Source organism: Nocardia sp. NPDC049220, from assembly GCF_040647855.1.
In the GTDB taxonomy this organism is placed as follows: domain Bacteria; phylum Actinomycetota; class Actinomycetes; order Mycobacteriales; family Mycobacteriaceae; genus Nocardia.
Genome location: NZ_JBEZDA010000002.1, coordinates 790,387 through 809,654, shown reverse-complemented (window position 1 = coordinate 809,654; position 19,268 = coordinate 790,387). Strand labels below are relative to the sequence as shown.

Annotated in this window: 16 protein-coding genes, 1 pseudogene and 1 riboswitch; of the genes and pseudogenes, 11 read left to right on the top strand and 6 right to left on the bottom strand. The window is 67.5% G+C overall.

Going from position 1 to position 19,268, the window contains the following annotated elements:
• Positions 1 to 408: 408 nt before the first annotated feature.
• From AB0C34_RS10740 to AB0C34_RS10730, 3 genes and pseudogenes are all read left to right on the top strand, one after another.
• A complete protein-coding gene (locus tag AB0C34_RS10740) occupies positions 409 to 2,709 on the top strand; it encodes an AAA family ATPase (RefSeq protein ID WP_357069729.1) in 2,301 nt (766 codons plus the stop codon).
• A 124-nt stretch (positions 2,710 to 2,833) separates the two neighbouring features.
• Complete coding sequence (locus AB0C34_RS10735) at positions 2,834 to 4,135, top strand: hypothetical protein (RefSeq protein ID WP_357069727.1); 1,302 nt, start codon at positions 2,834 to 2,836, stop codon at positions 4,133 to 4,135.
• 121 nt (positions 4,136 to 4,256) lie between these two features.
• Positions 4,257 to 4,726, top strand: a pseudogene (locus tag AB0C34_RS10730) (Na+/H+ antiporter subunit A); the annotation flags it as partial.
• Between the two features lie 45 nt (positions 4,727 to 4,771).
• Here the strand turns inward: AB0C34_RS10730 and AB0C34_RS10725 are convergent.
• The 5 genes from AB0C34_RS10725 to AB0C34_RS10705 all read right to left on the bottom strand — a co-directional run bounded on the left by AB0C34_RS10725 (position 4,772) and on the right by AB0C34_RS10705 (position 9,143).
• The gene (locus tag AB0C34_RS10725) at positions 4,772 to 6,139 is read right to left on the bottom strand and encodes a DUF5933 domain-containing protein (protein ID WP_357069725.1); all 1,368 of its coding nucleotides are present in this window, start codon (positions 6,137 to 6,139) and stop codon (positions 4,772 to 4,774) included.
• A gap of 57 nt (positions 6,140 to 6,196) precedes the next feature.
• Positions 6,197 to 7,342: a glutamate--cysteine ligase gene (locus tag AB0C34_RS10720; protein ID WP_357069723.1), complete on the bottom strand. Its 1,146-nt coding sequence runs from the start codon at positions 7,340 to 7,342 to the stop codon at positions 6,197 to 6,199.
• Positions 7,343 to 7,353: 11 nt separating this feature from the next.
• Positions 7,354 to 8,037: a superoxide dismutase family protein gene (locus tag AB0C34_RS10715; RefSeq protein ID WP_357069721.1), complete on the bottom strand. Its 684-nt coding sequence runs from the start codon at positions 8,035 to 8,037 to the stop codon at positions 7,354 to 7,356.
• 160 nt (positions 8,038 to 8,197) lie between these two features.
• Positions 8,198 to 8,743, bottom strand: coding sequence for a LytR C-terminal domain-containing protein (locus AB0C34_RS10710; RefSeq protein ID WP_357069719.1), 546 nt, complete (start codon positions 8,741 to 8,743; stop codon positions 8,198 to 8,200).
• Positions 8,744 to 8,792: 49 nt separating this feature from the next.
• Entirely contained in the window at positions 8,793 to 9,143 is a 351-nt protein-coding gene (locus AB0C34_RS10705; protein WP_357069717.1) for a DUF3263 domain-containing protein, read from the bottom strand.
• Positions 9,144 to 9,326: 183 nt separating this feature from the next.
• On the opposite strand from AB0C34_RS10705, the gene AB0C34_RS10700 reads away from it, so the two are divergent.
• The 7 genes from AB0C34_RS10700 (at position 9,327) to thiC (ending at position 16,977) form a co-directional block, all read left to right on the top strand.
• Positions 9,327 to 9,917, top strand: a complete 591-nt coding sequence (locus AB0C34_RS10700) for a peptide deformylase (RefSeq protein ID WP_357069715.1) — start codon at positions 9,327 to 9,329, stop codon at positions 9,915 to 9,917.
• The gene (locus AB0C34_RS10695; protein WP_357069714.1) at positions 9,907 to 10,908 is read left to right on the top strand and encodes a GNAT family N-acetyltransferase; all 1,002 of its coding nucleotides are present in this window, start codon (positions 9,907 to 9,909) and stop codon (positions 10,906 to 10,908) included. The genes AB0C34_RS10700 and AB0C34_RS10695 overlap by 11 nt, the downstream gene beginning before the upstream one ends.
• 35 nt (positions 10,909 to 10,943) lie before the next feature.
• A complete protein-coding gene (locus AB0C34_RS10690; RefSeq protein ID WP_357069712.1) occupies positions 10,944 to 11,759 on the top strand; it encodes an exodeoxyribonuclease III in 816 nt (271 codons plus the stop codon).
• 133 nt (positions 11,760 to 11,892) lie between these two features.
• Entirely contained in the window at positions 11,893 to 12,519 is a 627-nt protein-coding gene (locus tag AB0C34_RS10685) for a TetR/AcrR family transcriptional regulator (RefSeq protein ID WP_357069710.1), read from the top strand.
• Positions 12,520 to 12,690: 171 nt separating this feature from the next.
• The gene (locus AB0C34_RS10680) at positions 12,691 to 13,887 is read left to right on the top strand and encodes a homogentisate 1,2-dioxygenase (protein ID WP_357069708.1); all 1,197 of its coding nucleotides are present in this window, start codon (positions 12,691 to 12,693) and stop codon (positions 13,885 to 13,887) included.
• Positions 13,884 to 15,062: a fumarylacetoacetase gene (gene fahA / locus AB0C34_RS10675; RefSeq protein ID WP_357069706.1), complete on the top strand. Its 1,179-nt coding sequence runs from the start codon at positions 13,884 to 13,886 to the stop codon at positions 15,060 to 15,062. Before AB0C34_RS10680 ends, fahA begins: the two co-directional genes overlap by 4 nt.
• Positions 15,063 to 15,178: 116 nt before the next feature.
• A riboswitch (TPP riboswitch) is annotated at positions 15,179 to 15,302 on the top strand.
• A complete protein-coding gene (gene thiC, locus AB0C34_RS10670; RefSeq protein WP_357069704.1) occupies positions 15,292 to 16,977 on the top strand; it encodes a phosphomethylpyrimidine synthase ThiC in 1,686 nt (561 codons plus the stop codon). It overlaps the preceding riboswitch by 11 nt.
• Positions 16,978 to 17,423: 446 nt before the next feature.
• Here the strand turns inward: thiC and AB0C34_RS10665 are convergent, their stop codons facing one another.
• Complete coding sequence (locus AB0C34_RS10665) at positions 17,424 to 17,981, bottom strand: TetR/AcrR family transcriptional regulator (protein ID WP_357069702.1); 558 nt, start codon at positions 17,979 to 17,981, stop codon at positions 17,424 to 17,426.
• A gap of 39 nt (positions 17,982 to 18,020) precedes the next feature.
• On the opposite strand from AB0C34_RS10665, the gene AB0C34_RS10660 reads away from it, so the two are divergent.
• The gene (locus tag AB0C34_RS10660) at positions 18,021 to 19,265 is read left to right on the top strand and encodes a KasA/KasB family beta-ketoacyl-ACP synthase (RefSeq protein WP_357069700.1); all 1,245 of its coding nucleotides are present in this window, start codon (positions 18,021 to 18,023) and stop codon (positions 19,263 to 19,265) included.
• Positions 19,266 to 19,268: the final 3 nt, after the last annotated feature.

Here is a 19,268-nt window from a genome sequence, read left to right as displayed (position 1 = left end):
CCCTTGGCGCAGAATGCTTCCCCCGTGCCGGAACCGCGCGCGGATCGCGCCTGACACCCGGATTCCGTGTTAGCCGACAAATCGCCCAGATCCGATCGACCAGGATGTTCACGCCCTCGCACCAGGTGAATCGAACAGGCAGAGCGCGCTGCCGACAGCATGTGCGAAGTTGGCCGACTCTGCGACCGATCGCCGAACCCGGCATCGACGGCGCCCCCGCCGACAACTGATACCGGTGGCACCCGGAAATACCTCCGTGTTCGCGGTTGCGTGACGACCACGATCCAATGACAAGACGGACAATTCCCCCTCACTCCGGTGACCGCACCGCCGAGCACGACCTGGCCCGATCGCAGCCGACGCCGCAGGCCACTTACCCATCGCGGCCGCACGCGGCAGAATGGCACAGTGGCAGAACTGGCGCTCACCGCTCGACTGAATCCGTCCGCCGCCGATGCCCGCCGTGGGGTCGTGCGGCTGCATCCGGAGGCGCTGACCGCGCTCGGACTACGGGAGTGGGACGGCATCACACTGGTGGGGTCGCGGCGCACGGCCGCGGTGGCCGGTGTCGCGCCGAAGGGAACACCCGCCGCGATCGCCCTGCTCGACGACGTCACTCTGTCGAACGCTGGGTTGCGCGAGGACGCGCAGGTCATCGTCGCGCCCGAGACGGTATACGGCGCCAAACAGATCTCGGTGAGCGGATCGGTCCACGCGACCCGCACCATCCCGGCCGCGACACTGCGGCAGGCGCTGCTCGGCAAGGTGGTCACGGTGGGCGACGCGGTCTCCCTGTTGCCGCGCGACCTCGGCCCCGACATCAGTTCCTCGGCAGCCACCCAGGCACTTTCGCGGACCTTCGGCATCGCGTGGACCACCGAGTTGCTCACTGTCACCGCCACCGATCCGCGTGGACCGGTGAGCGTGCAGCCCAACAGCGCGGTCGTCTGGGGCGCGAGCGTGGTCGCCGCGCGGGACGCCGCCGACCTGGCACAGGCCGGGACGCCGATACCGGCCGGGGAACCCTCGCGCGGCGCCACCGAAGCCGCCGTGTTCGGCACCGCGGCCGGCACCAATGGCGCGCCAGGAGGCAGGAGCGCGCCGACCAGGGACATGGCGCCGAGCATCACGGTCGAGGATCTGGCGGGCATGCACAGCCAGGCCGCGAAACTGGGCGAGTGGCTCAGCCTCGCCCTGGACGAGCCGGAGTTGCTGCGGATACTCGGTGCGACACCGCATCTCGGCGTGCTGATCACCGGGCCAGCGGGCGTCGGCAAAGCCACGTTGGCGCGCGCCGTCACGGCGCCCCGCCGCATCGTCGAGTTGGACGGCCCCACCGTCGGCGCGGCCGAGAGCGGTGCGCGGCTGCGCGAAGTCGCCCAGGCCGTGGCCGATATCTGCTCCGGCCAGGGTGGCATTCTGCTGATCACCGATATCGACGCGCTGCTGCCCGCGAACGCCGAGCCGGTGGCGACGCTCATCCTCGACCAACTGCGCGCCGCGGTCGCCGAACCGTGCGTCGCGTTCCTGGCGACCACGGCGCACCCGGCTCAGGTCGACGCGCGACTACGGGCGCCTGACCTGTGCGATCGCGAACTCACGCTGCCGCTCCCCACCGTCGCCGTGCGCAAGGCACTGCTGGAGCAACTGCTGCGCCGGGTACCGACCGGGGAACTGGCGCTCGACGAGATCACCGCGCGCACCCCTGGATTCGTGGTGTCCGATCTGGCCGCGCTGTGCCGGGAGGCGGCGCTGCGGGCGGCGTCGCGGGCCAGTAAAGAACACGGCGACCCGCAACTCACCCAGCCTGATCTACTCGGCGCGCTCGCGGTGATCCGGCCGCTGTCGCGCTCGGGCATGGAGGAACTCGCCATTGGCAGTCTCGCACTCGACGATGTCGGCGATATGGCGGAGACCAGACAGGCGCTCACCGAAGCGGTGTTGTGGCCGCTGCGTCATCCGGATTCGTTCGCCCGCCTCGGCATCGACCCGCCGCGTGGCGTGCTGCTCTACGGTCCGCCAGGCTGCGGCAAGACCTTCCTGGTGCGTGCGCTCGCCGGCAGCGGCCAGCTCAGCGTGCACGCGGTGAAGGGCGCCGAGCTGATGGACAAGTGGGTCGGCTCGTCGGAGCGCGCGGTGCGCGAATTATTCCAGCGTGCGCGCGATTCCGCGCCTTCGCTGATCTTTCTCGACGAGCTGGACGCGCTGGCTCCGCGCCGCGGCCAGAGCACCGACTCCGGCGTCGGCGACCGAGTGGTCGCCGCGTTGCTCACCGAACTCGATGGCGTGGAACCGCTGCGCGACGTCGTGGTGCTCGGCGCGACCAACCGGCCGGAGCTGATCGACTCGGCGCTGCTGCGACCGGGCAGGCTGGAACGGTTGGTCTTCGTGCCACCGCCGGACGCGGCCGCGCGGCAGGAGATCCTGCGCACGGTGGCCCGTGCGGTGCCGCTGGCCGACGACGTCGACCTGGCCGTACTGGCGCGTGACCTGGATGGCTATTCCGCCGCCGACTGCACCGCACTGCTGCGCGAGGCCGCGCTTGCCGCGATGCGGCGGAACATGGACGCGGCCGACGTCACCGCGGACGATGTGGCCGCCGCCGAGGCGGCGGTGCGGCCCTCGCTCGACCCGGTGCAGGTCGACGCGCTCCGCCGGTACGCGCAGACTCGCCGGCAGGCGACGGGGAACGACACTCCCCCGTCCTAACGCCGAGGCATCGGCGAACGGCCCGTAAATAACAGTTTTCTGGCGTTTTCACGCCTTCGACATGCAGTGGCGAATCAGCGGCAATCACGAGGTCCCGCCATCAGCGCAGGTATCTTCGACAATCATGCGCAGGATCGGCGAGACGGTCGACGCGGCAACGGCCTTCCTCGGAGCCGTGGTCGCGAGTGTGACGCTGTTCCTGCCGGTCACCGTCGACAGCATGAGTCAGTCGACGCCGTACCGGATATCCAGCCTGATGAACAGCGGCCCACGCGGCGCCACGATCGGCGTGATCGTCGCCGTCGCGGTAGCGGTGCTGGTCACCACCACAACCCGAGCGGTGACGGGGTGGGCGACGGCCTTGACCGGCGCGACCGGACAGATGATCAACCACTTCGCGGTACCCGATGCTGCCTCGGCCGACCTGCTCACCACTCAGAACTACATCGACTCGGTGTGCGGCGCGGTATTGCTCGGCGCGTTGGGCGCCGTGGCACTGCGCAGGCCACTGCTCGCCGTGGCGTTCGCGGTCGGCGGGGTCGGAATTCTCGTTTTCGGCGATCTCGCCGAGTTGCTCGGCATCGCCCGGGATCCGTACTCCGTGTTGGAGACCCCGCCGCGCTGGTCGATCGGGCTGGCCGTCATACTCCTGGTGTTGAGCACCCTGCGCAACATGACGCGGACCGTAAAGGCGACCACGCCGGAGGTCGCGGTCGAGCTGCCGATCACTCCAATTCTCGCGGCCATGGTGTTGGCATTGGTGGTGCTCGCGGGTAGCGAATGGCTCGGCCGCCAATACACCAAAGCGCCGGATGAGAGCCACGCGGTCGAGATCGGAATCGTAGTCGCGGCGACGATCGTCGCCGCGACCGTCGCGGCCATGTTGCTGCCCGGCCGCGACGGCGTCGGTGTGTATCTGGCCATCAGTCTCAGCGCCGCCGTCGACGCCGTGGGCTACGAGGCCCGGCCGGGGTGGAGTCTGTTGGTGCTCATCGCGCTGACCGCGTTCGGCGTGGTATTCAGCGCCCAACTACCCTCGGTTGCCCTCGCCATCCTGCTCGTCACCGGCATCGTGGCCTTCGCACTGGTCACCTCGACAGCAGCCAGCCGGGTCGGTTTCGCGGCGATCAGCGCCGCCATCGCGGTGACGGCCGGCTACTGCTGCGGCACCGCACGCCCACGCTCCGCGCCGAGCGGCGTACTGGCGATCGCCGCGCTCTACCTTCCTTCGGCCGTTTCGGTGCTACCGGCCAGGAACAAGGAGTGGCGCGACGACGTCGCGATGCATGACTCGACACCGGGGCGCACCGCACTGGCCATTGTCATCGGCAGCGCGATCGGACTCTTCGCACTGCGCAAGTTGCGACCGCGGAGCAATCCGAACGCGAATGGGCAATCCGAGAGCGAACCGTTAGCGGACATATAGCTTCGAGGGCGGCATTCCGTCGGAGCGACACACGCCAGTCCCGTTGAAACCCGGGCTCCACGTAGATCGCCCCGAACACGCCGCTGCCGCTACCCGACGGAGTGCAGTTTGCTATGCAAACCTGCTCGCTCATGGCGCAGCTGCCCTGCTTGCGCCGCCGCTGTGGGTGCGGGCACTGGGGCGCAACGCTTTCTACCCGCTCGCGCTGGTCCCGCTCAGCTGCCTGGGCTGGGTGATCGCGAAGTCAGTTGGCCTACAGCGAGTTCACCTGGCCTGGGCATCGATCTGCGCTGCGACGTGTTCACCGCCGTGCTGGCCGCACTGGTACTCGGAATCGGCGCGCTGGTTCTGATGTACTGCGCCAGGTACTTCGACCACGACGAGCCAGGGCAAAGCCTGTTCGCCGCCCAACTGGTCGGCTTCGCCGGCGCGATGTTCGGGCTGGTCACCAGCGATAACATGCTGCTGCTCGGCGTCCTCTAGGAAGCGACCACCGTACTGTCGTTCCTGCTCATCGGCCACAGCGCCGAGCAGGGGGTCAGCCGGAGAGCGACGATCCAGCCCCTGCTGGTGACCGGGGCAGGCTGGCTGCTGCGCGTCAACGAACTGCGCGATGACAAGGTCGACTGACGACCTTCAGCGCAGGGCGGACAGGACTTCCCGCCCGGGCTGCTGCACCACCCGACCGCCCGCGAACCACGTCGCGTGGAACACCGACGCCAGACCGGCGAGCAGCCCGAGTACAACCGTGCCCGCCAGCACCGGGTACTCGGCCATCAGGACGGCGAGGTAGCGGTAGGACAGCAGCAGGACGGCCAACACCATCACGCCGCCTACGACCAGCCGGATGCGGCCCCACCCCCAACCCTGCTCCGGCGCACGCAGTGCCGACTCGACGGTCAGGCACAGCACCGCGCCCGCGACCAGGTCGACGCCGTAGTGATAGCCGAAACCCAAAGTCGCGGCCAGGGTGGCGAGCAGCCAGAACGTGCCGCCCCAGCGAATCCAGCCCGGTGCGGCCCCGCCGTCGGTGTCGCGGCGTGTGTGCAAAAACACCGACAGCGCCCAGGCGGTATGCATGGACGGCATACAGTTGCGCGGCGTCGCCGTGTCGAACGGCAGCGGAATCGGATTCCGGTCGATCGGCGGCACCACTCCCGGCCAATAATTCCCCAGTTGTAATCCGTGTCCGTCCGGTCCGAATGCGAACATCGGGCCGACCACCGGGAAAAGTAGGTAGACGATCGGGCCGACCAAACCGAGTATCAGGAACGTGCGCACCAGATAATGCGTCGGCCACCGGCCCGAGGGCACGACCCGCCGCAGTTGCCACACTGCTACGACGATCGCCGCCACTGGTAGCTCGATGTAGACCCAGTGCAGTACCGCGTAGACGACAGGCCCCAGTGCGTCGATCGCCCGGCCGAGCACCCAGGACGGGTCGCCGAGCGCGTGGTCGGCCAGGATGACGTATTCATCGAGCACTGTCGGTCTGCTGAGCACGGTGACGTGCAACCACACGTCACCGACCTTGGTAGCCAGCATGAGCAGGGCGCCGAGCGCGGCCGCAGACAGCGCGTTGCGTCGTTCGGCGCCCGACCAGCGCAGCCAGGCCACCAGCGCCAGCGCGGTGAGTACGATCACCGGTCCGTTTCCGATCGCGAACGGCTCACCGGCCACCAACCGGCCGCTCGCCCACACCACATCGATGGCCACCGCGACACCCAGCGCAACGACCCGGCGCCGCGCCGAAATGCCCACCAGCGCAAGAATCAACCCGGCCCACGGCACCGTCATGGATTTGGGCGTGCCGACGTAATCTCGCCAGAGGCTCTCCAGCGGACCTTCGAAGCGCTGCCACACCGCGATGACCTGCAATGCGATCAGCAAAACGGGCACGGCGGCGATCGCGGCGGCGACCCACACCCGGGCCCGCGGCGCGCGCCCCGGCGGCGCCACGCTTCTTGCTCTGGAACCCGGATCTTCGACAAGCACGTCGACCATAGTAAACGGAGGGTGAACGCCATCCCCCTGACCAGCTGAACGCCAGCCGACCTGCGGCTACTGGTTCAGCTCGTCGACCAGTGCGTCCACCACCGCGATCAGATCGCCTTGCGAGGCCGCGGCGACCCGGCGCTGCCGCTGGTAGGATGCCCCCCGCTTGGGGATGTCGGCGACCAGCGTCAGTTCGTCGGCGCAGCCGAGCCGCGCAGCCGTCGGCTCCAGCCGGTTCAGCAAGTCGTTCAGGTCGTCGGTGACCAGGCGCTCGTTGCTGTCGGCGTCGGTGATGATGATCGCATCCAGCCCGTAGCGGGCAGCCCGCCACTTGTTCTCCTGCACATGCCAGGGCGGAAGGGTTGGCAGGGTCTCGCCGTTCTCGACCCGGCGATCCAGGTCGACGATCAGGCAGTGGATGAGCGACGCCATGGCGGCCAGCTCGGCGCGAGTGGAGATTCCATCGCAGACCCGCACTTCGATCGTGCCCCACTTCGGCGCGGGTCTGATGTCCCAGTGCATGCCGCCGAGTTGCTCGAACACGCCGGTCCGGAGCTGGTCGTACACGAAATGCTCGAACTGCGTCCAGTTTTCGAACTGGAATGGCAGACCGGCGGTAGGCAACTGCTGGAACATCAATGTCCGGTTACTGGCGTAGCCGGTGTCCGAGCCGGACCACATCGGCGAGGATGCCGACAGCGCGAGCAGATGCGGGTACGACAGCAGCAGCGAGTTCAGGATCGGAAAGACCTTGTCGCGGTGGGAGACTCCGACATGCACGTGCACGCCCCAGATCATCATCTGCCGACCCCACCACTGGGTGCGCTCGATCAGCTCGTCGTAGTGCTCCGAGCGGGTCAGCTGCTGGGCCGACCACTGCGCGAACGGATGGGTGCCCGCGCAGAACAGGTCGACACCGAGCCGGTCGGCGGCATGTCGGACGGCGTTCATCGTGCCGGTCAGATCGTCGACCGCCGCGCCGACGGTGTCGTGCACCCCGGTCACCAGCTCCACGGTGTTGCGCAGCAACTCCTTGGTGACCTGCGGCTTGCCATCGTAGGCGCGCAGATCTCCGACCTCGTCGAAGACATCGGCAGCCGTGTTGGACAGATCACGGCTCACCTTGTCGACGAGCGCGATTTCCCATTCCACACCGATGGTGGGCCGGGGCGAGCCCTGGAAGGGAACGTGTTCGATTCTTGCCCCGGCCATGTGGCACCGCGCTACTGGATGACGCCGCAGGCGATGCGACCGCCCGCGTCGCCGGTCGCCAGCGTCGTCTCGTCGGGGCCCGCGGTGCCATCGGCGCGGGTATAGCGGTTGGGGATGTTGCCGAAGTTGTCCGCGTCGGCGTGGATGATCAGGGCCTTGCCCTTGATGTCGGACAGCGTGACCGAGTCGGTGGTGGTGACCAGGTTGGCCGAGCCGTCGGAGCGCACCTCGAGCGAGGTCAAATCACCGCTGGCCGGGTGCGCGTTGGCGCCGCCGACCTGCAGATGGCCGCCGGCCGAGAGGAAGTTGCCGGCCGGGCCGCCGCTCGGCGCGACCGAGTTGGGCTCGCACTTGCCCATCTGGTGCATGTGCAGGCCGTGGAAGCCCGGGCGCAGCCCGTGCGCCTCGACGGTGACCCGCAGGTGTTTGCCGTCCTCGGCGAAGTTCGCGGTGCCGACCGCGGCGCCCGACGGGTCCTTCAGTTCGACGTTCACACCGGCCTCGGGTTTCGCGGTGCCGTGCTCGGTCCCCGACGCGCCCGCCGGGGCAGGCGAGGACGTGAATACCGGTGGAGTCGTTCCCTGGACGTTACTCGACTCCTGGCTGTTCGAGCAGGCCGTGAGGCCGAATACCGCGACCGCAAGCACCGGGGTCACAGTCCACCAGGACGGGCGACGAGTTGTGTACGGGGCCATCGGAGAACTCCTTTACGAGTAACGAGTTTACGAGTAATGCTGCGTGGGCACGTTCGTTACCGGACAAGATGATGCCACGCCGCCATGTCACACCCGGACAAGGGCCGCGTGCCGCCGTACGTCGGTCCGGCCCGGTTTACGATCGGGCCGGTCCTACTGGTCAGTTACCCGTGACAATCACTGTCACACCCGGTTCGGAGTCGCCGATCGCGTCCGACTTCGGCGCGACGGCCGCGCCGAGTTCGGTCGCGATGGCCTGGGCGGCCTCCCGGTCCCCGGACGAAGTCCCGTAATACACCGTGGTTTTCGGAATGGTCGTGCCGGGATAGTTTCCGGTTTCCGCGATCGTCCAGCCGCTCTCGGAGAGCTGACTCGCCGTCTTGGCCGCGAGGCCGGCGACCAAGCTGTTGTTGAGTACGCGCACCGGCACCGAGCGAGCCGCCGAAGTCGTGGATACGGAGGTCGACGACGTGCCCGCGGCGGTCGCGTCCTTGGACTTGGGCGTCGTCGTATTCGCGGGCACCTGCGGTGCCGCGGCCGCGCTGGAGGTCGCCGAGGAACCGGTTCCCGAGGCGTCGGTGTCCGAAGCATCGGAATTCGACAACGACATCGCGCCGAGGCCGGCGAAAACAATGGCCAACGCGATCAGCACCATCGCCAGCGCACGCAACGGTGGCCCACCGGAGGTGGGGTTCGGGTAGCTCACCCGCTCGAGCCTAGTCGCATAGCACGGGTCGGAGTCCGCATCACCGGCGTTACACCTGGAAACCGAGCCGACGCGCAGCCCGGGCCTTCTGCCTGCTCGCGCGCAGCCTGCGCAGGCGTTTCACCAGCATCGGGTCCACAGCCAGCGCTTCGGGACGGTCGACCACCGTGTTGAGCACCTGGTAGTAGCGAGTCGGCGACATGCCGAACAGTTCCCGGATGGCTTCTTCCTTGGCCCCCGCATACTTCCACCACTGCCGCTCGAAGGCCAGGATGTCGTGCTCACGACGGCTCAGACCGTCATCCTCGTCCGACTGAGCCGAGATCCCCACCGTGGCATCTTCGCTCGCGGAAGGGCCGTCTTGGATCGCGGAAAGATTCCGAGCCGCTGCGCCGTCCATCTTGCTCCCTCGCCGAGTAGCCACCAGACGAAAATGGTGCTTGTACGTCGCGGATCATTCAACCATGACCGCCGTGAATCACCCGTTCGCAGCGCGGCGTGTTCACTACCTGCCGGTAGGTGTGTCCGGGCGATCCTGGCACCCCCGCGGCTGGTGCGGCGGCCGCACGACGATAATCGACCCATGGCAATCCTCCCGATCGTGATCGTCGGCGACCCGGTTCTGCACAACAAGACCGAGCAGGTCACCCAATCACCGGAGGAATTGGCTCCGCTCATCGCGGACATGTACGAGACGCTCGACGCGGCACACGGTGTCGGACTGGCCGCCAACCAGGTGGGCGTCGCGCTGCGTCTATTCGTCTACGACTGCCCCGATATCGCCGCCGACGGCAGCGCGACCCGTCGACGCGGCGCCGTGATCAACCCAGTCCTGGAGACCTCGCAGATCCCGGAGACCATGCCCGACCCGGAGGACGACGAAGAGGGCTGCCTGTCGGTCCCCGGCGAGTTGTTCCCGACCGGCCGAGCCGAGTGGGCCAGGGTGACCGGTACCGACGAGCACGGCGATCCGGTCGAACTGGAGGGCAACGGCTTCTTCGCCCGCATGCTCCAGCACGAGGTCGGCCACCTGGACGGTTTCCTCTATGTGGATGTGCTGATCGGCCGCAACGAACGGGCGGCGAAAAAGGCGATCAAGCGGAACAGGTGGGGCACACCCGGACTGAGTTGGCTGCCAGGCACGGTTCCCGATCCCTTCGGACATGACGACTGACCCCGGCGTGGGGCGTCCGGACATTCCACTCGGCCGCCGAGTAGTGCTGCGCTACCAGCTGCCCGCGGGCTATCCGCAACTGATGACCGACGTGATCGGCGAACTCGTCGCGCTGGATCCGCCGACCGTGCGCGGCGCCGACGGGCAGCTCGTTTCGGTGGCGCCGGAGCGGGTGATCGCGCTGAAAGCCATCGGCGCGCGGCCGATTCGCACCAAGGAGATCCGCGCGCTGGAGGCCGCCGCCGCCTACGCCTGGCCGGGGGTCGAGCACGACTGGATCGACGGTTGGCTGCTCCGGGCCGGCCGCGGCTTTACCGGTCGTGCCAATTCCGCTGTGCCGCTGGGCAGCTCCGGGCAACCGGCCGTCACCGCGGCGGACACCCTGCGCCGGATCGGCGAGTGGTATGCCGCGCGCGGACTGCCTGCTCAGCTCGCGGTGCCCGATCGGCTCGCCGTGGTGCCGCCGGGCTGGCACAGTTGGCGGGAAACACTGGTGCTGGCCATCGATATCGGCAATTTCGTTCTGCCGCAGGGTCCTTCGATGGTGCGTGTCGCGTCCGCACCCGATACCGACTGGCTGGAACTGCACCGTAGCGGCGATGACGCTGTCACGGCATCGGACGTTTCCGCACCCGTTCGCGAGGTACTGACCGCTGTGCACGACGGCGAACTCGGCTTCGCCTCGCTCGGCCTGCCGCGGCCCATCGCGATCGGCCGCGGCGCGCTGACCACCGCGCCGGACGGACGCCACTGGGTGGGCTTGACCTGCGTGGCCGTCGCGCCCGGGCACCGCAGACACGGGCTCGGCTCGCTGGTCTGCGCCGAACTTATCCGCTGGGGCAGCACGCGCGGCGCGACGCACGCTTACCTCCAGGTGGAAGCGACGAACGCGGCCGCCCGCGCGATGTACCGCGAGTTGGGCTTCGTCGAGCACCACAGCTACCGCTATGCCGGCCCGACGGCACACGCCGAGCCCGGCGGCCCGCGGTAGAACGGACCTGTCACCCCGTATGAAGGAAGGTCACTGTGCGTCTCGCCACCTGGAACGTCAATTCGATCCGCTCCCGACTCGACCGTGTCGCGGACTGGCTGGACCGCCAGGACATCGACGTGCTGGCCATTCAGGAGACCAAGTGCCGCGACGACCAGTTCCCGTTCGAGCGGTTCGACGAACTCGGTTACGAGGTGGCCCACCTCGGCATCAACCAGTGGAACGGGGTGGCGATCATATCCCGGGTCGGCCTGACCGACGTCGAATTCGCCTTTCCGAACCAGCCGGGGTTCGACAAGGACGCGGGCGACACGCTGATCAGCTCGCCGGTGGTCGAGTCACGTGCGATCGGGGCGACCTGCGGCGACGTCCGGGTGTGGAGTTTGTATGTCCCCAACGGCCGCACCCTCGACGACCCGCATTACGCGTACAAACTGGAATGGCTTGCCGCGCTGCGGGACAATGGCGCACGCTGGCTGGCCGAGCACCCGGAGGCGAAGATCGCGCTGGTGGGTGACTGGAATATCGCGCCGACCGACGACGACGTGTGGTCGGTCGAGTTCTTCGCCGACAAGACGCACACATCGCTGCGGGAACGGGAGGCGTTCTCCGCCGTTGTCGACGCGGGGTTCGTGGACGTGATGCGGCCGTTCGCCCCCGGGCCGGGCGTCTACACCTATTGGGACTACACCCAACTGCGTTTCCCACGCAAAGAGGGCATGCGCATCGATTTCATCCTCGCCTCACCTGCCTTGGCCGCCACCGCGACGGACGCGATGGTCGACCGCGAGGAGCGAAAAGGTAAGGGCGCCAGCGACCACGCACCGGTGATCGCCGAATTCACCGACTGACATCGAGTTATCTAGGCGCAACCCTACCGGCCGCACCCTCCGGCGCTGTCCGCGACATCGTCCACGCACGGCGGAATTTCCGTTCCCACCGGACCGGCAGTACCCTCCCGACCAGCGCTGATATGTTGTCGTTATGGGTAGCGATTCGGCCGTACAGATACGGCGGCGGGCGCGGCATCTCGGCCCGGAGCGACGCCGCCCACAGGTACTCGACATCGCGCTGGCAATCGCTGTGGAGCACGGCGTCGCCGCGGTCACCATGGCCGCGATCGCAGAGCGGATGCAGGTGACGCGCCCGGTGGTGTATGCCTGCTTCGCCGATCGCGTCGAGCTGATCGAGGCGCTGATCCGGCGCGAAGAGAGCTACCTGGTCAGCGGGGTACTGGAGGTGGTGACGCCGCGCGAGGTGAACGCGGACGAAACCGTGTTCGTCGAAGGCTTCCGCGCGCTGCTGACCAAGGCCGCGGGTCGGCCCGACGCGTGGCGGCTGGTGTACGGCAATCCCGATCCCGCCGTGGCGGATTCGTTCGGACGCGGCCGCGCACTCGTGGTCGAGCGCTGCGCCGAACTGCTGCGTCCCACGCTGCGCGCGTGGGGCACCGAGGACGCCGAAGGCAAGCTGCCCGTGCTGGTGGAACAGTGGGTGTCCGCGGGCGAAGGCGCGGTGCGGGCCCTACTCGCCGACGAGGGAAGCTGGACGCCACAGGAACTCGGCGCGTTCGTCGGCGCCGCGGTCTACCGCGCGCTACGCCACGCCTGAGCGAATGACAATTATTCGCCCATCGACGCGATGTATCAATAATTTGCTGCATATGGCGGCTATACTCCGTAATAATTTGCGCCGCTGCGTCGCGTTTTCGCTCCGCTCAGCATGTCCGATCACTACGATGGTGATCAACTATCCGACCACCGGCCTGGCGGAGGAACGGTTATGGCGTTCTATCGGCACCTGGGTGCGGTGCCACCGAAGCGGCACACCCAACATCGCGACGAACAGGGGCAGCTCTATTACGAGGAACTGATGGGCGAGGAGGGATTCTCCAGCGACTCCGCGCTGTTGTATCACCGTGGACTGCCGCCCGCGATAGTCGATTCGACGGTGTGGGAGCTACCCGATCAGTCCACGACGCCGAATCATCCACTGCGTCATCGCCATTTACGTCTACACGCCCTGTTTCCCGGCGACACCCCGACCGAGACCGATCCGGTCACCGGTCGCCGCCTGCTGCTGGGCAACGCGGACGTGCGGATCTACTACGTGGTCGCCGAACGCGGCTCGCCGCTGTATCGCAATGCGATCGGCGACGAGCTGGTGTATGTGGAATCCGGCGACGCCGTGGTCGAAACCGTCTTCGGCGCGTTGCCCGCGCGCAAGGGCGATCAGGTGCTCATCCCGCGGGCCACCACCCACCGCTGGCTGCCCACCGGGCCGGAACCGTTGCGCGCCTATGTGATCGAGGCGACCGGCCATATCACGCCGCCGAAGCGGTACCTGTCCAAGTTCGGTCAGCTGCTCGAGCACGCCCCCTACTGCGAGCGCGACCTACACGGGCCGACCGAGACGATCACCGCTACCGGCGCCGACATCGAGGTGCTGGTCAAACACCGACCCGGCGGAAAGGTCGTCGGCACTCGACTGGTTTACCAGACCCATCCCTTCGACGTGGTCGGCTGGGACGGCTGCCTGTACCCGTTCACCTTCAATATCGGCGATTTCGAGCCGATCACCGGCCGCATCCATCAGCCGCCGCCCGCCCACCAGGCGTTCGAAGGCGGCAATTTCGTCGTCTGCAATTTCGTACCGCGCAAGGTGGACTACCACCCGCTATCGATTCCGGTGCCGTACTACCACTCCAACGTCGACTCCGACGAGATCATGTTCTACTGCGGAGGAAGCTACGAGGCACGCAAGGGATCCGGGATCGGGCAGGGCTCGGTGTCGGTGCACCCCGGCGGCTACGCGCACGGACCACAGCCGGGTGCCTATGAAAACAGCATCGGACTCGAATTCTTCGACGAATTGGCCGTTATGGTCGATACCTTCCGCCCGCTGGAACTCGGCGAAGGCGCGCTCGCCTGCGAGGACCCGAACTACGCGTGGACCTGGTCCGGTCGGGGTCCCGCGTGAGGACCAGGATCGAGGTAGCCGCCGATTCCGTTTTCGGGCCGGACAACCTTCCCTATGGTGTGTTCGCGCCGCGCGGACGCGGAGGTCGGGTGGGCGTACGGATCGGCGATCACGTCATCGATCTCGCCGCGACACTCGAGGATGCGACATTCGCCAGGCCCGGATTGGCAGTGTTCATGGCGCAGGGCCCCGAGCGATGGCGCGAGGTGCGTGATCGAGTCCGCGAGTTGGTCGACGGCGAGATCGACAGCGCCGCGGTGCATGCGCTGTCCGAGGTGGACGTCGGTTTGCCGGTACGCGTCGGCGACTATGTGGACTTCTACGCAAGCATCGATCACGCGACGAACCTCGGCCGCTTGTTCCGGCCGGACAGCGAGCCGCTGCTGCCCAACTGGCGACATCTGCCGGTCGGCTACCACGGTAGGGCGGGCACCGTGGTGGTCTCCGGCACCGAGGTGGTGCGTCCGCACGGGCAGCGTGGCACCGACTCGGGCACTCCGGATTTCGGCCCGTCGCGACGGCTGGACATCGAAGCGGAACTGGGGTTCCTGATCGGTGTCGGTTCCCCGCTCGGCAGTCCGGTGAACATCGACGAGTTCGGCGACCGGATATTCGGCGTCGCGCTGATCAACGACTGGTCAGCACGAGATATCCAGGCGTGGGAGTACCAACCGCTCGGACCATTCCTCGGCAAGTCGTTCGCGACCTCGATCTCGGCCTGGGTGACACCGCTGGCGGCGCTGGAGGCCGCCCGGATCCCGCTGCCCGAGCAGTCGCCGGAACCATTGCCCTATCTCCAGGAGACCGAGCGTTGGGGCCTCGACATCGATTTCACCGTCGCCTGGAACGGACAACCGGTCGCCTATCCGCCCTACGCCCGGATGTATTGGTCACCGGCGCAAATGCTGGCGCATCTCACCGCGAACGGCGCGGCCACCCGCACCGGCGACCTCTATGCCTCCGGCACCGTCTCCGGACCGGAACCGGACCAGCGCGGCTCGTTCATCGAATTGTCCTGGGGCGGAACCGCACCGGTTCTGGTGAACGGCCAGCAGCGCACCTTCCTGGAGGACGGCGACGAGGTAACCATCACTGCCACCGCACCCGGCCCTAATACCGCGCGGATCGGACTCGGTGAGGTGAAAGGCCGCATCCAGCCGGCCCGGTCGCGGTGATTGCCTGATATCCGGACACTGCCGAGTCGCGGAGGACGCCGGCGCCGAATCCGCCGACGTGGAACGTGTCGAGTCGCCGGGCACTCCGGGTGGACGGGTATGGTCGGTCGGGAAATTCACAAGCCAACGGGGGCTCGCACCAGCGGGCTGAGAGGACGGCTAGCCGAACAGGCGCCAGGGCCGTCGACCGTATGAACCTGACCGGGTAATGCCGGCGTAGGGAGGAAAGATGGCAATCACCGCTGCGTCCGACGGTGCCTCCGCACCTGTCGACGGTGTCACCACCGGCCCCATCGAGGGCAGCAACAAGCACTACCTGGAGGTCGATGAACTGCGCGTTCCGGTGCGCCGGATCACGCTGAGCAATGGCGAGCACTTCGACGTCTACGACACCTCGGGCCCGTACACCGACGTCGCGGCGGAGATCGACCTCGAAGCCGGTCTGCCGAAGTTGCGCGACGCGTGGACCAGGCCCGAACCGGTGTCCGCGCAAATACCCGCCACCGAACGCACCGATGGTCCGCGTACCCAACTCGCCTGGGCACGCCAGGGCATCGTCACACCGGAGATGCGCTTCATCGCCGCGCGCGAAGGGGTGTCGCCGGAGTTGGTGCGTGCCGAGGTGGCCGCGGGTCGAGCGGTGATCCCGGCCAACCACCGGCACCCCGAGCTCGAGCCGACCATCATCGGCAAGAAGTTCCTGGTCAAGATCAACGCCAATATCGGTAACTCGGCCGTCTCCTCCTCGATCGCCGAGGAGGTGGAGAAGATGGTGTGGGCCACTCGCTGGGGCGCCGACACCATCATGGACCTGTCCACCGGCAAGAACATCCACGAGACGCGCGAATGGATTCTGCGCAACTCCCCGGTTCCGGTCGGGACCGTACCGATCTATCAGGCGCTGGAGAAGGTGAACGGCGACCCGACCGCGCTCACCTGGGAGATCTACCGCGACACTGTGCTCGAACAGTGTGAACAGGGCGTCGACTACATGACCGTGCACGCGGGCGTGCTGTTGCGCTACGTGCCACTGACCGCCAAGCGGGTCACCGGCATCGTCTCGCGCGGCGGGTCGATCATGGCGGCGTGGTGTCTGGCCCACCATCAGGAATCGTTCCTGTACACGCACTTCGAGGAGCTCTGCGAGATTCTCGCACGCTACGACGTCACCTTCTCGCTCGGCGACGGCCTGCGTCCGGGCTCCATCGCCGACGCCAACGACGAGGCGCAGTTCGCCGAGTTGCGCACCCTCGGCGAACTGACGACGATCGCGAAATCCCATGGCGTGCAGGTGATGATCGAGGGCCCCGGTCACGTGCCGATGCACAAGATCGTGGAGAACGTGCGGCTCGAGGAGGAACTGTGCGAGGAGGCGCCGTTCTATACACTCGGCCCGCTGGCCACCGACATCGCGCCCGCCTATGACCACATCACCTCGGCCATCGGCGCCGCGATCATCGCCCAGGCGGGTACGGCCATGCTCTGCTATGTCACGCCGAAGGAGCACCTCGGCCTGCCCAACCGCGACGACGTCAAGGTCGGTGTGATCACCTACAAAATCGCCGCACACGCCGCCGACCTGGCCAAGGGACACCCGCACGCGCAGGACCGCGACAACGAATTGTCCAAGGCGCGGTTCGAATTCCGCTGGCGCGACCAGTTCGCACTGTCACTGGATCCAGACACCGCTCGCGAGTACCACGACGAGACACTGCCCGCCGAGCCGGCCAAGACCGCGCACTTCTGCTCGATGTGCGGCCCGAAGTTCTGCTCGATGCGCATCTCGGCCGACGTGCGCGAGTACGCCGCGCGCCAAGGCCTGACCGAGGACGACGCCCTGGCGGCGGGGATGGCGGAGAAGTCCGCGGAGTTCGCCGACCGCGGCAACGCCGTCTACCTGCCGGTCGTTTCGTAGCGAGTGATCGCCGCCCGCCGTCTTCGGCGGGCGGCGTATCGATCGTCCGCCGAGCTGTTCGGTAATGATCCAGCCGCGACGCTAAAACGGGGGAGGTCTTGCAGATCGGCAGCCGATCGAGTGCGCGCGGGCATTGCGGCGAGATCCGCGCCAGACCAAGCCCCACTACCCCTGGCACGCGGCGCACGGCCGTGCAATCGAGGGTTCCATGGGCGAGTGGGCTTCGCACGAACGCCGCACCCAGACAACCGGTGTGGGCGGCACACGCCCGAGCCGGGGTGAACATCACATGCCTATCACGTCATCGGTCAGACAGGGCGAACCTTCGCATGTACCGTCCACGCAGGCCGGCACCGAATTCACTGAACCGAGTTCAGTGATCGCCGGTGGCCGCCCGAAGAACCACACCCTCGTCGGCGATGTCTTGCACGGTTGTGACGTCCTCCCTATCGCACTGTCTGGTCGATCAAGCGGCGGGCGGCACGATCGGTGCGATCGACATCGCCGGTGATCAGCCGATCCTGCAGGATGCCGCGCAGACCCGAGATGAGCAGGGTCGCGACCACGTCCGGGTCGTCGACCGACCGCAGACCACGCAGCCCTTCGGCCAGGGCGGCGACGAAGACGGCGATGGCCGACTCGGCGTAGTCGACATAGGGACTGCGCGGGGCACAGGCCGCGCCGAGAACCTGAAGCATCACCTTGACGCTCGTGCTTGCCGCACCCGAAGTGTTGGCCGTCCAGAAATCCCACAGCCGGTCGCGCAATGCCGCCGGTTCCGCGATATCGGCGAAGAGGACGGCCATATCGGGTCGCTGCGTTGCCAGCGCCTGGACCAGCAGTTCTTCTTTGGTCGTGAAGTAGTAGATCAGCATGCGCGAGCTGGTGCCGAGTTCGGCCGCGAGCGGGCGCAGGGACAGATCCGCCAGGCCGTGGTCGGCGATATAGCGCACGACGGCGGCAAGTAACTCAGCGCGTTTGGCGTGGTCGAGAGGGCGGGCCATGGGTTGACTGTAGCGACCGGTACAGGTATTCATGACATCGTGACTGTAACAATCGCTTCAGAAACGCGGGATTCGGTCGTCGTCACCGGTTACGCGGCCACCACGTCGCTCGCTGACGACATGGACGCGACCTGGTCCGGTTTGCTGGCGGGACACAGCGGGATCGGCGTGCTCGACGACGACTTCGTGACCGAGTTCGATCTGCCGGTCCGCATCGGCGGCAAGCTGAAGGCGCAGCCCTGCGACCGGCTGACCAGGGTGGAGCAGCGCAGACACTCCTACGTCGAGCAGATGGCGCTGGTCCTCGGCCGCCGGGCTTGGCACTCGGCGGGCGCTCCCGAACTGGACGGCGAGCGGCTGGCGGTCGCCATCGGCACCGGGCTCGGTGGTGGCGACGCACTGATCGACGCGGTCGACGCGATGCGCGCCGGCGGGTACCGGAAGGTCTCGCCGATGTCGGTGCCGATGGTGATGCCGAACGGGCCGGCGGCAACCGTCGGGCTGGAAATCGGGGCCAAGGCGGGAGTCTTCGCGCCGGTCTCGGCCTGCTCGTCCGGTTCGGAGGCCATCGCGCACGCCTGGCGACTGATCACCACGGGCGAGGCGGACGTCGTGGTGGCTGGTGGCGTGGAAGGCCACATCCACGCCGTGCCCATCGCCAGTTTCGCCATGATGCGTGCGATGAGCACCCGCAACGACGAACCCGAGCGCGCCTCCCGCCCGTTCGACCGGGACCGTGACGGTTTCGTGTTCGGCGAGGCGGGCGCGCTCATGGTGCTGGAATCGGAACGGCACGCCCGTGCCCGCGGCGCCGTCGTGCACGGCAGGGTGCTCGGTGCGGGCATCACCTCCGACGCTTACCACATCGTCGCCTCCGAGCCCGCGGGCGTCGGCGCCGCCCGCGCCATGCGCAAAGCCATCAGCACCGCCGGACTGCAGATTTCGGATATCCAGCATGTCAACGCGCATGCCACGGCCACGTCGATCGGCGACGCCTCGGAGGCCAACGCGATCGCGGCCGTCCTCCCCGATGCGTCGGTCTATGCCCCGAAATCCGCGCTCGGACATTCGATCGGAGCGGTCGGCGCCCTCGAATCTCTGGTCACCATGCTGACCCTGCGCGACCAGACCGTCCCGCCCACGCTGAACCTCGACAACCGTGACCCGGCGATCGATCTGGACATCGTCACGGGCGGCCCACGCGCGCAGCGCATCGACTTCGCACTGAACAACTCGTTCGGCTTCGGCGGCCACAATGTCGCCCTTGCGTTCGGACGGGTCTGACCG